The organism is Arthrobacter sp. C2 (genome assembly GCA_024207135.1).
In the GTDB taxonomy this organism is placed as follows: domain Bacteria; phylum Actinomycetota; class Actinomycetes; order Actinomycetales; family Micrococcaceae; genus Paeniglutamicibacter.
Map to the genome: position 1 here is coordinate 1,532,315 of CP042428.1, position 13,434 is coordinate 1,545,748.

Sequence of the window (13,434 nt, forward strand, 5' to 3'; positions counted from 1 at the left end):
GCATGCAAGCGCGTGCGATGCCGCATTCGACCCGGTGTGTCTGGCAATACTCTGGCCAAAATCGGGATTTCGGGGTGTTTGGGGGGCTTGTGTCGCTATTGCGTCATGCCCAGCCACCGATTGAGCATCCCGCCCGGGACCTCGGGCGCGGTCAGCGCGAAACTGCGGTGGTCGGCCCAGTTTCCGTTGATGTGCAGGAAGTCCTTGCGCAGCCCCTCGTCGCGGAAGCCCAGTTTCTCCACCACGCGCAGGCTCGGGCCGTTCTCGGGGCGGATGTTGATTTCGATCCGGTGCAGGCCCATCGCCTTGAAGCAGTGGTCCACCGCCATCGCCACGGCCTCCGGCGCGATGCCCTCCCCGGCGTGGCGCACGTCCACCCAGTAGCCGATGGATCCGCTGCGCGCAGCACCCCACATGATCGAGGAGACGGTCAGCTGGCCGACGATCGGGGCGTGCTTGGAGTGCAGCGACGGAAGGGCGATGGCCCAGGGCAGGCACTGGCCCAGGCGTGCGGAACGGTTCTGCGTGGAGACCATCTGCCCGAAGTCAGCCGGGTAGCCGGCCCCCTCGGGCAGGGTCGCGTCCCAGGGGGTCAGCCACTGCTCGTTGGTGCGGCGCAAATGCATCCATTCGGCCTTGTCGCGGCGGCGCATCGGGCGCAGCACCACGCGCGGGCCCTGCACCGTGACGGGCCAGTGGCGATCGAATTCGGACATGTCAACAATCCTAGCGATGCGCGGGCCCCGCGCATGCACCGCCCCGGGGCCCGCGGCGGCGGGGCTAGACTGTGGATCGTGACACAGATGAACTCCAAGGACGAGGTGAGGAACCGGTTTCGTGCCCGACGCCGGGACATGGGAGCGGCGGAGCGCGCCGCCGAAATGGCCTTGCTCACCGAGCACCTGCTGCCGTGGCTTGAGGCCAATGCACCGCGCCGGGCCGTGACCTGCTTCCTGTCCTACGGCGCCGAGCCGCCCACCGAGGCCCTGCTGGCCCGGCTCCATGCGGCCGGCTACACGATCCACGTGCCGATCTGCGAGCCGGGGCGGCAGCTGTCCTGGACGCGCTGGCACCCCGGCGTCGAGATGGCCCGCAGCGCGGTCGGACCCATCGACGAGCCCGTCGGTGAGCGCTTCGGCCCCGGGCTGATGGAGCAGGTCGATGTGATCCTGGTGCCCGCGCAGGCGGTTGACGCCAACGGGGAGCGGCTGGGGCAGGGCGGCGGCTACTACGACCGCTTCATCTCCGCGCTTCCCGGGCCCGGCAAGCGCCCGAAGCTGGTGAGCATCGTGTTCGAGCACGAGTTCGTCGCGGCCGGGCAGATCCCCGTCGAGCCCTTCGACCAGCGGGTCGAGGCCGTCGTGCTGCCCTCCGGGGTGCGTAACCTCACCCGGTAGCCGCGGGCGGGTGCGTTAGAATTGGTGCAGGTGGACGCCCTCGGGCGCCCGCACTCCCCCATCAACAGTCGCTTGCCCGGGTGCCGTGCCGTGCCGCTTTGCTGCCCCGGCGGCCCGCGCCATGCACGCACTGCCCGTGCGAAAGGATCGATATGCCTACCTATGTTTACGCCTGCAAGGACTGTGGCCACGGCCTGGAGGTCGTCCAGTCGTTCACCGACGAGGCACTGACCGTTTGCCCCGAATGCCAGGGCGCCCTGCGCAAGAAGTTCAACAGCGTCGGCGTGGTCTTCAAGGGCTCGGGCTTCTACCGCAACGATTCGCGTTCGACCACCAGCTCCAGCACCCCGGCCGCCGCCGACACCAAGGCATCCGCGCCGGCTCCTGCCGCGGCACCGGTTTCCGCGTCGGCCTCCGCGTCGGCTTCGGCCTAGGCTTCTTCCCCGGCGGGCCGCGGCGCACTTCCTCGCACAGGGACTTCGCCCCGGCCGCTCGTATCACCGCTTCGCCATGGGCTCCATCCGTTTGGGTGGGGCCCATGAGTTGCTTAAGGCATGTCCCTTTTTCGCCGCTCCGCCATGGCCCGCCCGTCCACCGCCACCCGGGTGCCCCGCCGCACCGGCCCTGAGCTGTTCGCCAAGTACCGCAGGCACCTTGCCGCGGCGCTGCTGATGCTCTCGCTGGCCGTGTCCCTGGCGGTGCTGGCCCCCGACACCGAGGAACGCGTCGAGGTGCTGGTCGCCGCGCACGACCTGCCGGTTGGCGCCGCGCTGCGCGAAGGCGACCTGCGCCGCCAGCCGGTGGCGCGCTCGCTGGTGCCCGCAGGCACCTCCGACCGCCAGCCCCCGGCGGCCGGGTCGCGGCTGGCGATACCCGTGCCCGCCGGCACCCCGGTGCTGCCCGGCATGGTCATCGGGCCCGGGCTGCTGGCCGGGCTGGCCCCGGGGTCGGTGGCCGTGCCGCTGCGGCTGGACGACGAGCAGACCGCGTCCCTGGTGCGGGCGGGCCAGCTGGTCGATGTGGTGCTCACCGAGGGCAACGGGTTCGAGACCAAGCTGGTCTCCCGGGTGCTCGCGCGGGCCGTGCCGATCCTGTGGACCGGGGCCCAGGCGCAGCCGGACGGGCAGGCGCCGTGGTCGGTGGCCGCGGGATCGGGCCAGGGCGGGCTGATCGTGGTGGGTGCCGGTCCGGGCAGTGCCGAGCAGCTTTCCACCGCGGCGCAGCGCGGCAAGGTATCGGTGGTCCTGGTCAACCCGTAGGCGGGCGGGTCAGTCCCAGTGCGGCGGGCGCTGGGCCTTCATCCAGTCGCCGAGGTCGTCGTCCGCATCTCCCCAGCGCCGCGGGTCGTCGTCCGCGGCGCGCTGTTCCAGGACCGGGCCGGTCCCCGGGGCATCCGGCTGCTTCGCCGGCGTCGCTTTTTGGGTGCCGGGTGCCGCTTCGGGGCGGCCGGCACCGTGGGGCAGCCGGAAGACCCCGACCAGCGTCGATTCGCTGACCTGCTGGGGCGGGGCGGTGAAGCGCCGCGGCTTTTTCCGCCGCGGCGCGTCGTTAGCGGCGGGCATGGCTAGGCATCGGCCAGGTCCGAGGCGCGGGTGCCGGGGCCCGCGGCGTTCGGGGCCGCGGAACCGGGGGTCCCGGAGGACCGGGAACCCTGCCCCGGGCCACCCGCGGGCGCGGCATTGGCGCCGGCGCCGGCGCCCTCGTCGGTGCCCTCGAGGCCCAGGAAGCCGGCCAGCATGTTGGCGACCTTGTCGGGGTCGGAGAACACGTCGATGGTCCACAGCGGCACATAGCGCCAGCCCAGGGCCTCGAAGAGCTGCGGACGCAGGCGGCTGCGCTCGCGCACCGACAGTTCCCGGTAGCCCTGGGTGCCGTCGTACACCACGGCCAGCGGCACCGCGGTGCCGTTGCCGGTGACATCCAGCGCGTGCGCGGCGATGTCCAGCACGCCGCGGTAGTGCTGGGTGACGATGGCCCCGCGCTCGGAGAGCCGCGACATCAGGTCGGTGACCAGCGGGTCCTGCAACGGGGTGGCGGTGGCGGACATGCCCGAGTCCCCGCCGAGCACCCGGCCGAAGAGCTCCAGGAAGCGGTAGGCGCCGAAGCGCATCCGCGACAGGTCCATGTCCTGCGGGCGCAACGCCGAGACCAGCACCATCGACTCCCGCGCCCGGGTCACGGCGTTGACGAACAATTCGTCGCCGCCGGCCACCGAGAGCGCGCCGAAGTCGTGCACCGCCTTGCCGTGGGTGGTCCGGCCGTAGCCCAGCGACAGGATGATCGAGTCGCGCTGCAGTCCGGCCAGCCTGTCGACGCTGGTGACCAGGAAGCGCTCCTTGGCGGCGCGGAAGTGCTTCGTCGCCCACGGGTGGTTGGGCAGCTGCACGCGGATGCCCTCGGCGATCGCGGCGGCGTGCCGGCGGTTCCCGGCGACCACGGCCAGGGTCTGCTCGCCGCGCCTGGCCAGGTGGGTGAAGACCAGGTCCACGACGCGCTGGACCTCCGCGACGGTGGTCGCCACCGATTCGCCGTCTGCGCCCAGGGACCCGGTGCCGTCCATCACGTACTCGGCCTTCAGCGCCGGCGTGCCGGCACCCAGCGAGCGGGCGGCAGGCAGCCGGGAGAGCGAGTCGGCGTAGAAGTCGTGCGAGAGGGACTCGGTCAGCCCCTCGTCGATGCCCCGGTAGGCGGTGGCCAGCCGGCACAGCGGCAGCACCCCCTGCAGGGATTCCATCGCGGAGATCGGGGCGGGTTCGATGCGCGCGTGCGCGGTCGGGTCCACCGAGACCTCGAACGGGTTCGGGGCGCCCATCATGGTGTCGCCGAACGCGATGACCTGCTTGGAGCGGGAGATCGAGCCGAGCACCGAACGCAGCGACAGCGAGTCGGCGTCGAGCAGGATCACCGCGTCGAATTCCATTCCGGCCGGGACCGTGGCGGGGATCAGCAGCGGGGAGCCGACCCACACGGGGCACAGCGAGTTCAGCAGCGCGTCCCCCAGGGCCTCGAGGTCCGAAACCGCCGGTTCCCCGTCCTTGAGCATGGCGCGCAGCTCGCGGGAGGCCGCGCGGTGGTCGGCCAGCGCCGCCTTCCAGTTCTTGGCCAGGGCCCAGCGCAGGCGCGAGGCGCCGGAGGCCACGTGCGCGGAGTCGGCCAGCCGGTACTCGGCCTCGAGCCGGCGCAGCTTCTCCCCGTCGTTCATCGCCAGGAAGTCGTCGCCGGAGATCATGGCCTCCAGCGCCGACTGCCACCAGGCCAGGTCCAGTTCCGCGGGCACGGCGCCGGGGGCGACGTTGCGTGCCCGGAAGTCGTCCATCAGCTCGCCCAGGCCGTGTTCGGCCAGCTGCTCGGTGATCAACGTGCGTTCGGGCAGCTGGGCCAGCTCGCCCTGGTGCTCCAGCAGCTTGCCCATGCGCTCGAGCAGCGTGGCGATGGATTCGTCGCGCAGGTGGGCGCCGGATGCGGCGGGCAGCAGCGTGGCCAGCTTGTCCAGGCGCGCCCCGGCGTCCTGGTATCCGGCGTTGACGTCCAGCAGCCCCGCCGGAACCATCGGGTGGCGCTGGGAGGTGGCGTGGTGGTGCCAGGCCAGGTGCTGTTCCTGAACGGCCTCGAGCGCGGATTGCAGGTCCGAGACGTGCACGCCGGGCCGGACGTAGTCCTTGGCGACCTTGCGCAGCCGCGAGCGGGTCATCGAGCTCATCTCGATGCCGCGTTCCCGGCGCCAGGAGGAGGAGGCGGTGGCGGAGATCAGGTCCTCGACGGACTTGTCGAAGATGTCGGACTCGAACTTGTCCAGCGAGCCGCGCACCGCGACCAGCAGGTCCAGCTGCTCGCCCCACTTGTTGTAGGAGTCGGCCAGGCGGATCTCGGAGTGCGCGGCGACCTTGAGCATGTGGTCGCGCAGGATCGGCAGGTCCCGCTGCAGGCCGGTGACCAGGTCCAGGGCGGTGTCGGTGTCGCGCTTGTTGCGCAGCCGGGCCCCGTACCAGGGGCTGGAGGCCGAGGCGCGCACGAACGCGCCGAGCTCGGCGGCGCGGGTGAGCTTGGCGGCGGTGGCGGTGCGGTCGGTGATCGAGTCGAGCACCGAGCGCTTCAGGCGCACCGTGGTGGCCGGGGCCGGGGACAGCGAGGTGAGCCGGGCCAGTTCCTGCATGGCCCGGTACGGGGAGCAGCCCCAGCGGGCGCGGGTCGAGTGCAGCGAGTGCACGTGCTCCAGCAGGGCGTGGCGGTGGTCGCGCAGCGCGGCGTGCAGCTTGCCCAGCGACGGTTCGGTGGCGCGCTCGTTGCGCAGGATCGCCCGGGTCAGCAGGTTGCGCAGCGCATCGGGGTCGTCCTCCGGGGAAAGCAGCAGCGCGGTGCCGGCCAGATCCAGCTCGGCGAAGCGGGAGACGAATTCCTCGGCGCTGGAGCGGCGCTCGGCCACCACCAGCACGCGCTTGCCCGCGGCGGCGAGCACGCCGGCGGCGTTGAGCGCCGTCTGGGTCTGCCCGCTGCCGGCCGGGGCGCTGATGGCCACCGATTCGCCGGCCTCGATGAGGTCCAGGGCCGCCTGCTGGGATTCGTCGGCATCCAGCAGCAACAGCTCGTCGGCCGGGTCGCGCTGGTCGCTGGTGCGGCGGGGGCTGGTGCCCTGGCGGCCGCCCGCGGCGCCGGCAATCGCCTCGCCGGTGCCCTGGGCGGAATCACGGGTGCGGTTGATTTCCGCGTCGAAGAGCCTGGCCAGCACCGGGTGCTGCAGATCGATGGTGCCGGGGTCGGCCGGATCGGCCAGGTCGGCGAAGGTGGAGATCAGCAGGCGGTGGGCGATGACCATGCCGGAGACGTCGGCGACCTGGGTGCGCAGCGCATCCATGGCGCGGGTCGGGTCGAAGCGGGCGATCGAGTAGGCGGCGGCATTGATACCCTCGACGTCGATGTCCAGGTGGTGCTGGCGCTTGAAGTAGCGCAGCAGGGCGGGCGAGAACTCGGCCCGGCCCATCAGCTGGATCTCGAAGTCGTCCTGGTCCTCGCGCACCGAGAGCACGATGCGCCCGAGCATGATCGGGGCGTTGAATTGTTCGCTGCGGCCCTCGTGCACGGCGCGCCAGTTGGCCTGGCCGGCGGAGAGGTACCCGACGTCGATGCCGCGCTCATCCCAGAGCTCGCGGATCTTCCCGCGCAGGGCATCGGCGGTGCGGCGGGCCGAGTCGTATTGGTCGGAGTCGCGCAGCAGCGTGGAGAGCCGGGTGCGTCGTCCGGCCAGGAACTGGGCCAGCCCCGAGGGGTGCGCATGGGTGATGTCGATGCTGTTGGACACCGAGGGCGCGAACCGCAGCAGCGTGTCGGTCCCCACCCCGGGGCCCAGGGAGTCAACCCACGTGGAGACCAATTCATCTGTGTGTTGCTGGTGCTCTGTCACCATACCGTCCCTTCACCTCTGCCGCGAATGCGACCGCAGCCGCGTGGCGCATTGCCGCACGGATACAGTCAGCCCTTACCAACCTAGTGCAAAACGGGGCTCCGGTGCCGGACCGAAACACGTCCGCACCGGCCCCGTTGCCGCGCGGGGAGCCGGGGCTCCCCGCACATACAGTTCAGGGGGAGCCCCTGGCGTGGGCCTCCCCCTGAACTTTCCCTCCGGCGCCTACGTCCTCGGGCCTACTCCCATTCGATGGTGCCCGGCGGCTTGGACGTCACGTCCAGCACCACGCGGTTGACCCCGTCGACCTCGTTGGTGATCCGGTTGGAGATCCTTGCCAGCAGGTCGTAGGGCAGTCGCGACCAGTCGGCGGTCATCGCGTCCTCGGATGACACCGGGCGCAGCACGATCGGGTGGCCGTAGGTGCGGCCGTCCCCCTGCACGCCCACGGAGCGCACGTCGGCCAGCAGGACGACGGGCATCTGCCAGACTTCCTCGTCCAGGCCGGCGGCGGTCAGCTCGGCGCGCGCGATGGCGTCGGCCTTGCGCAGCAGTTCCAGGCGTTCCTCGTTGACTGCACCGATGATGCGGATGCCCAGGCCCGGGCCGGGGAACGGCTGGCGCATGACGATCTCGGCCGGGAGGCCAAGCTGCTTGCCCACGGCGCGGACCTCGTCCTTGAAGAGCGCGCGCAGCGGCTCGACCAGCTCGAAGTCCAGGTCCTCGGGCAGGCCGCCGACGTTGTGGTGGCTCTTGATGTTGCTGGCGCCCTCGCCGCCGCCGGATTCGACGACGTCCGGGTACAGGGTGCCCTGGACCAGGAACTTCACCGGCTGGCCGGAGTCGGCTGCCTCGGCGAGGATCGCGGTTTCCGCGGCCTCGAAGGCGCGGATGAACTCGCGGCCGATGATCTTGCGCTTGGTCTCCGGATCGGTGACCCCGTCCAGCGCGGTCAGGAAGCGCTCGCGCTCGTCGGCGATGTAGAGCTTGGCGCCGGTGGCGGCGACGAAGTCGGTTTCGACCTGTTCGGCTTCGCCCTCGCGCAGCAGCCCGTGGTTCACGAACACGCAGGTGAGCTGGTCGCCGATGGCGCGCTGCACCAGGGCGGCGGCCACGGCGGAGTCGACGCCGCCGGACAGCCCGCAGATGGCGCGGCCGTCTCCGACCTGCTCGCGGATCTTCTCGACCTGCTCGTCCAGGATGTTGGCTGCGGTCCAGGAGGGGGCCAGGCCCGCGCCGTGGTACAGGAAGTTCTCCAGGACCAGCTGGCCGTGGTCCGAGTGCTTGACCTCGGGGTGCCACTGCACGCCGTAGAGGCGCTTGGCCTCGTTGGCGAACGCGGCAACCGGTGCGCCGGCGGTGGTGGCCAGCACCTCGAAGCCCTCGGGGGCTTGGGACACGGAGTCGCCGTGGCTCATCCAGACGTTCTGGTTTTCCGGCATGCCGGCCAGGATGGAGCGGGCCGCCCCGGATGCGGTGGCATCGGTGGCGCCGTATTCGCGCAATCCGGTTTCGGCAACGACGCCGCCCAGGGCGTTGGCCATGGCCTGGAAGCCGTAGCAGATGCCCAGGACCGGCACACCTGCCTCAAACAGGTCGGCACCGACACTCGGGGCACCGTCGGCGTAAACGCTCGAGGGGCCTCCGGAGAGGATGATTGCCGCCGGGTTCTTGGCGAGAATCTGTTCGGTGGTGAAGGTATGCGGGACGATCTCCGAATACACGTTGGCTTCGCGTACACGCCGAGCAATCAGCTGTGCGTACTGGGCCCCGTAATCGACGACCAGAACCGGCTGTTGCTCTGGGGTGCTGGGAGTGTGGGTCACGCGCCTAAGCTTAGCCGCCCGGGCAGCCCGCTTGCATCTTCAACCGGCCGGGAGTGACGCACGCTACGCGGGACCCCGTCACAGTGCGGCCCGCCGGTGCCCCGGCGCCCTTGCCGCTGCCGCCGATGCCACGACCCCAAGCGGGTCCGGATGGGCTCCGGGAGCATGGCGACGCGGGGTATCAGGTCAACAGGGGAAAGCTGCCGTCGAAGCACCCGCGCCGGAGTTCCGGGTGCCCGGCATCGACCGGGTGCCGCGGGTCGCACCCGTCGATCCAGGCTTCGCCGGCGATGCCGAGCCGCTACGGGAAGTCCGCGCCGTCGAGGTGCTCGCGGAAGTTCGACTCCACGAGCAGGTCCTCCCCCGCGGGGCTCTGCACGACCGCGCCCATGTTCGCGTTCGGGACCGCCGGCACCTGCCAGATGCCCGCCATCCGGCACGGGATGCTCCGAAGAACCTGCTCGATTCGACATCCACCACATCACTCCCGGGCGGGAACGCGGCTGGACGGTCAGTCGGTGAACATCGGCGGGGTGTAGCCGGCGGTGCGCAGCTCGGGATGCCAGTAGAGGTTGCGTTCCGGGTCCCCGCGGGGCTGGCCCGCGCGGCCGACGACGTAGGGAATGCCGTCGATCATTTTCAGCGTGATCAGCCCGGCATGGATCATCAGGTGGTGGTGCTGGCAGGTATTTGCGCCGTTGTCGACGCTGGTCTCCCCGCCCTCCTGCCAGGGCTTGACGTGGTGGTACTCGTTGGTGGAGGCCGGGCGGTGGCAGCCCGGGACCACGCAGCCGCGGTCGCGGATGGCTATGGCCCGGCGCTGCGCGGGGGTGAACCCGCGCACGGTCCGGCCCAGGTCCAGTATTTCCCCGGCGGATCCGAGCAGCGCCGGCAGCAGGTCGGCGTCGCAGGCCAAGCGGCGGATGTTCGCCGCCGAGATCGGCATGCCGTGGGCGGTGACCCCGGCGTCTTCGCATTGGCCCAGCAGGCTGCGGTAGCCGATCAGCACCCCGATCTTCACCGGCAGGCCTCCGGAGTCAGGAACCCCGGTGCCGTTCAGGGCACCGGTGATTGCGGCAATGAGCCCGTCGAGCAGCAATTGCGGGGCGGTGCGCGAATCCCGGTCTTCCCACCCCTGCCGTTCTTCGGCGGAGCCGGGGTCGTTGTCTGAGGTGCCGGGCGCCGGCGGGCCGCAGGACCACTCCGAGCGCGGCGCCAGTTCCGGGTCGGAGCCCGGTGCTAGTGCCCACTCCGGGGCGGGTGCTCCGGCGGGAGCTCCGGCGGGAGCTCCGGCGGGTGCCCACCCACCCGGGGTGGCATCCTCGGTGGTGCTGTCGCCGGGATCCGGCACGATCACCAACCGCGGGCCCTGGCCATCGCCGGGCCTTGGGTCCGTGCCGGGGGTGCGGGGCCCGGCACGGCCGGCCCCGGGGGTCTTGGTCCCGGCGGTCTTGGTCCCGGTGCCGTCATCCGAGGTGATCGTGCCCGCGTCGTCGGCGGTGGCGTCGCCCGCCGTGTTGGCCGGTGGAATGGGGGTGGGGCGGGTGACGGGGCCGCGGGTCGAGACCGAGGGCGGAGGCAGCTTGCTCGAACGCGGGTTGGTCCAGGCCTCGCCGAACGCCCTGATGGCCTCGGAGTCCACGGGGTCGCAGGTCAGCTGGTATACGTCGCAGCCGTCGCGGTGGTACTTGTAGAAGAATCCGCGCTTGGCCCGGATCTGGGCGTCGGTGATCGGCGCTCCGTTCCGGGTGAGGAAGGCGTCCCAGTCGGCCAGCGCCTTGTACCCGTGCCTGGGTTCCGCGGCGGTGACGGCTTCGGCGACCGATGCCTCGATGTCGGCGGCCAACCGTGGGGCCTCCGGGTGCAGTGCGAGGCGCGGCTGCAGCGAGGACAGCTTCTTGGCCAGCTGTGCCAGCGTTCCCACATCTGATTGTCCGGCTTCCGCCGCCTGCGCCAGGATCGGGAACACCGGTGCCCGGCGGCCGCCATCATCGGCGCCGGAGCCCGCCTGGGCCGGGGCGATGAGCAGCCGGGAACCGCCGAGTCGCCGCTTGGATTCCGCTTCGGTGATGTGCAGGTGCGCCTGCATCCACTCGCTGGTGTTCCGGTGCGCGGCCATCCCCTGGCACATCCGCTCCACCGGCACGGTCGCCGTCCCGTCGGACAGGGAACAGGGGTCGGCGGCCAGCGCGTCTACCTGCGCCGCGGTGCCCGGGTCCAACCGGTGGACCTGGACCGCGTCGGCGGTGAACACCGCGTGCATCTGCCCGTAGGCGATCGATCGGTTCCCCTGTTCGTAGAGCCCCAGCACCAGGGCGACGGAGGCGGCGTCCAGGTCCGCGGACCCCAGCCGCTCCTGCGCGGCACGCACCGCCAGCACCGCGGCGGCAAGCTGCCGGATCGCGGTGTCGGTGTCTGCCTGCCCCCTCGGGGTGCGGGTTGGCGCGGTGGTGGTCATGAACCCCAGTTTGCGCCGCCGCGGGCCCGACACGCGGCGGGGAAAGCCGATTGTGGGGGGAAGTGGGCCCGAAGGCCGGCAGGGGAAGGCGCGAAGCACGAAGGGCGGCCAACGGATGCGTCGGTGCGCATGCGTTGGCCGCCCTTGGGCAGTTCAACCGGTCGGTTCGGCCGGGCCGTAGAGCCGGTCAGTACCGCTTGGCGGCCTGCGGGTGGGAGGCCAGTTCGGTCTCGACCTCGCCGTGGACCTTCTTCTCCATGAAGAAGGAGAGCAGCGGCACGACGCCGCCCAGGGCGATGGTGATGAAGCGGCTGAACGGCCAGCGCATCAGCGACCACAGGCGGAAGTCGGCCAGCAGGTACACCACGTACATCCAGCCGTGGATGATCAGGATCGCCAGCGAGACGTTGACGCCGTCGGTGATGTCGGCGCGGTTGACCAGGCCCACGGCGTTGGAGCTGCCATCAAGCAGGGTGCCGCCGATGAACAGCTCCAGGTGCCAGAAGTACTTCACGATCATTTCGGCGCAGAGCAGCAGCAGCATCACGCCGGTGGCGTAGGCCAGGATCTTGTAGAAGGTGGAGGCGGAACGGATCTGGGCGGGGGTGCCGGCAAAGCGGCGCACCTTCGGGGCGGAGTTTTCTTCGGTCACAACTGGTCCTTGGGTTGGGAGTCGAGCAGGGGGTTCTCGTGGTGGAGCTGGCGTTGGTACACGGTGGCCGGGTCCAGGCCCGCGGCCAGCGCCGCCGCGTCGGCGATGTCTTCCTGCTGCCGGCGGAAGTCGTCGGCCACCAGGCGGTACCAGAGGAAGACCGCGAAGCCGGCGAACACGACCCACTCGATGCCGTAGAAGATGTTCAGCCAGTTGACCTGGCGTTCCTGGGGCTGCGGGCCCACGTGCACCGGGACGAGCCCGGTGGCGGCGGCGGAAAGGTCCGCACCGTCCGCTCCGGCCACCGTGGCGGCCACGACGAATCCGCTGTAGGAGGGCACGTCCCACACGTTGATCAGCTCGGCCACGGACAGCGAGGCGTAGGCGTTCTGGCCGGCGTCCTGGGAGATCGGGGCCTCGGTGGGCAGCAGCCGGCCGGTGACCTCCAGGGTGCCGGCCGGGGCCGGTGCGGGGGCCGCGTCGTCGGGCTGCCAGCCGCGCACCACCGGGATGGTGTTGGAACCGGGCGCGTCGGCGACCTTGAAGGCTGCGACGACCCAGTAGCCGGTGCGTCCGTCCTCGATGCGGTTCTTCACCAGGACCTGCTTGCCGGGCAGGAAGCTGCCGGTCGCGGAGACCATCTGGTCCGCCTCGCGGGCCATCAATTCGCTGACCGGCTTGATGTGGCTGGTCAGCGGAACGACCTTCTCGGTGGTGGTCACCGGGGGCGGGGCTTCGGTATGCGAGCGGTTGAACTGCCACTGGCTCAGCAGGACGAAGCCGGTGGCAACAACGAGGGCGCCGACCAAGGCCAGGATCCAACGGGGTTTAAGGGCAGTTTTCAGCACACTCCAACCGTACGTCGATTGGGCATCGAAGAGCCAATGGAACCAAAGGCGGCGCCGGGGCGTTCGCGCGGGCCCCGGGACCACCCGGCGGCCGGCCCGGGGCTGCCTTGGGCCGCCGCGGGGTGTGGCGGGGCGCGGGTTCCCGCGGGCACCGGGGGCGCGGGCGGGTGCGTGCCCGCGCCGCCCTGTCCGTGCGGCGGGGCTGGCGATGTGGCCGGGATTACATCCGCCGTGTCGCGCGGCCGGGCGGGGCCGGGCCGCCGCGGCACGGGATCCCCCGGCCCTAGACGGTGGAGAAGTCGACGGTGGAGTTGACCAGTTCGGCGATGACCCCGGTGTCGTTGGCGCGGCGCAGGGACTCGCGGAACGAGTCCTTGGCCAGCGAGCGGGCCAGCGCGGCGAGCATCATCAGGTGCCCGGAGTAGCTCGAGGCCGGGGTGGCCAGCAGCAGCACCACGTGCGCCGGGCCGTCCTTGGCCCCGAAGTCCAGCCCGTGCCCATAGGCCATCACGCCGACCGCGATGCTGGGTGCCGAAACAAAATCGCTGCGGGCGTGGGCCAGCCCGATGCCGCCGGGCAGGCCGGTGGCCAGCTGGTGTTCGTGGCGGTGGACATCGGCCAGGAAGCCGGGCAGGTCCCCGATCCGTTCGGCGGCCAGCAGCCTGCCGGCCAGCAGCGCGACGGTTTCTTCCCGGGTGGGCGTCGCCAGTTCAAGGACCACCAGCTCCCGCGTGGTGATCTCTGGGGCGTCGTCGCCGGCGGGCGTCGTCTGGGAAAAGGTCATGGCATCGATTCGATCAGGCGGCGTTCGGTGTTCGGGGGGGCGGCGCGCATGGCGTGCGCCTGGTTTGTACA

Annotated in this window: 12 protein-coding genes; 3 read left to right on the forward strand and 9 right to left on the reverse strand. The window is 71.2% G+C overall.

Annotation, left to right across the window (positions count from 1 at the left end):
- Window positions 1-95: 95 nt before the first annotated feature.
- Window positions 96-716 carry a GNAT family N-acetyltransferase gene (locus FPY90_RS07115; protein ID WP_071213031.1) on the reverse strand — a complete coding sequence of 207 codons (621 nt, stop codon included), beginning with the start codon at window positions 714-716 and terminating at the stop codon, window positions 96-98.
- 87 nt (window positions 717-803) lie between these two features.
- Between FPY90_RS07115 and FPY90_RS07120 the strand changes: the two genes are divergently transcribed.
- From FPY90_RS07120 to cpaB, 3 genes are all read left to right on the forward strand, one after another.
- Window positions 804-1,397 (forward strand): 5-formyltetrahydrofolate cyclo-ligase, encoded by a 594-nt coding sequence (locus FPY90_RS07120; RefSeq protein WP_498685532.1) that lies wholly within the window; start codon window positions 804-806, stop codon window positions 1,395-1,397.
- 152 nt (window positions 1,398-1,549) lie between these two features.
- On the forward strand, window positions 1,550-1,831 hold the full coding sequence (locus tag FPY90_RS07125) for an FmdB family zinc ribbon protein (RefSeq protein ID WP_071213028.1): 282 nt from the start codon (window positions 1,550-1,552) through the stop codon (window positions 1,829-1,831).
- Window positions 1,832-1,951: 120 nt separating this feature from the next.
- Window positions 1,952-2,656, forward strand: coding sequence for a Flp pilus assembly protein CpaB (cpaB, locus tag FPY90_RS07130; protein WP_083410941.1), 705 nt, complete (start codon window positions 1,952-1,954; stop codon window positions 2,654-2,656).
- Window positions 2,657-2,665: 9 nt separating this feature from the next.
- Here the strand turns inward: cpaB and FPY90_RS07135 are convergent, their stop codons facing one another.
- From FPY90_RS07135 to FPY90_RS07170, 8 genes are all read right to left on the reverse strand, one after another.
- Window positions 2,666-2,959 carry a hypothetical protein gene (locus FPY90_RS07135; RefSeq protein ID WP_498684720.1) on the reverse strand — a complete coding sequence of 98 codons (294 nt, stop codon included), beginning with the start codon at window positions 2,957-2,959 and terminating at the stop codon, window positions 2,666-2,668.
- A 2-nt stretch (window positions 2,960-2,961) separates the two neighbouring features.
- Window positions 2,962-6,798, reverse strand: coding sequence for a DNA helicase (locus tag FPY90_RS07140; protein ID WP_498684722.1), 3,837 nt, complete (start codon window positions 6,796-6,798; stop codon window positions 2,962-2,964).
- 236 nt (window positions 6,799-7,034) lie between these two features.
- Complete coding sequence (gene guaA, locus FPY90_RS07145) at window positions 7,035-8,621, reverse strand: glutamine-hydrolyzing GMP synthase (protein WP_498684724.1); 1,587 nt, start codon at window positions 8,619-8,621, stop codon at window positions 7,035-7,037.
- A 301-nt stretch (window positions 8,622-8,922) separates the two neighbouring features.
- A complete protein-coding gene (locus FPY90_RS07150; protein ID WP_498684728.1) occupies window positions 8,923-9,054 on the reverse strand; it encodes a hypothetical protein in 132 nt (43 codons plus the stop codon).
- 78 nt (window positions 9,055-9,132) lie between these two features.
- Window positions 9,133-11,079: an HNH endonuclease signature motif containing protein gene (locus FPY90_RS07155; RefSeq protein WP_498684731.1), complete on the reverse strand. Its 1,947-nt coding sequence runs from the start codon at window positions 11,077-11,079 to the stop codon at window positions 9,133-9,135.
- A gap of 187 nt (window positions 11,080-11,266) precedes the next feature.
- Window positions 11,267-11,731: a DUF3817 domain-containing protein gene (locus FPY90_RS07160; protein WP_071213024.1), complete on the reverse strand. Its 465-nt coding sequence runs from the start codon at window positions 11,729-11,731 to the stop codon at window positions 11,267-11,269.
- On the reverse strand, window positions 11,728-12,579 hold the full coding sequence (locus tag FPY90_RS07165) for an SURF1 family protein (protein WP_498684735.1): 852 nt from the start codon (window positions 12,577-12,579) through the stop codon (window positions 11,728-11,730). The genes FPY90_RS07160 and FPY90_RS07165 overlap by 4 nt, the downstream gene beginning before the upstream one ends.
- Window positions 12,580-12,862: 283 nt before the next feature.
- On the reverse strand, window positions 12,863-13,363 hold the full coding sequence (locus FPY90_RS07170) for a PTS sugar transporter subunit IIA (protein ID WP_071213022.1): 501 nt from the start codon (window positions 13,361-13,363) through the stop codon (window positions 12,863-12,865).
- Between the last annotated feature and the right edge of the window lie 71 nt (window positions 13,364-13,434).

What these genes read in the sequence shown, in the direction of transcription:
- FPY90_RS07115 (WP_071213031.1), bottom strand. Translation starts at nt 716, where the DNA reads ATGTCCGAATTCGATCGCCACTGGCCCGTCACGGTGCAGGGCCCGCGC.
- FPY90_RS07120 (WP_498685532.1), top strand. Translation starts at nt 804, where the DNA reads ATGAACTCCAAGGACGAGGTGAGGAACCGGTTTCGTGCCCGACGCCGG.
- FPY90_RS07125 (WP_071213028.1), top strand. Translation starts at nt 1,550, where the DNA reads ATGCCTACCTATGTTTACGCCTGCAAGGACTGTGGCCACGGCCTGGAG.
- cpaB (WP_083410941.1), top strand. Translation starts at nt 1,952, where the DNA reads ATGTCCCTTTTTCGCCGCTCCGCCATGGCCCGCCCGTCCACCGCCACC.
- FPY90_RS07135 (WP_498684720.1), bottom strand. Translation starts at nt 2,959, where the DNA reads ATGCCCGCCGCTAACGACGCGCCGCGGCGGAAAAAGCCGCGGCGCTTC.
- FPY90_RS07140 (WP_498684722.1), bottom strand. Translation starts at nt 6,798, where the DNA reads ATGGTGACAGAGCACCAGCAACACACAGATGAATTGGTCTCCACGTGG.
- FPY90_RS07150 (WP_498684728.1), bottom strand. Translation starts at nt 9,054, where the DNA reads ATGGCGGGCATCTGGCAGGTGCCGGCGGTCCCGAACGCGAACATGGGC.
- FPY90_RS07155 (WP_498684731.1), bottom strand. Translation starts at nt 11,079, where the DNA reads ATGACCACCACCGCGCCAACCCGCACCCCGAGGGGGCAGGCAGACACC.
- FPY90_RS07170 (WP_071213022.1), bottom strand. Translation starts at nt 13,363, where the DNA reads ATGACCTTTTCCCAGACGACGCCCGCCGGCGACGACGCCCCAGAGATC.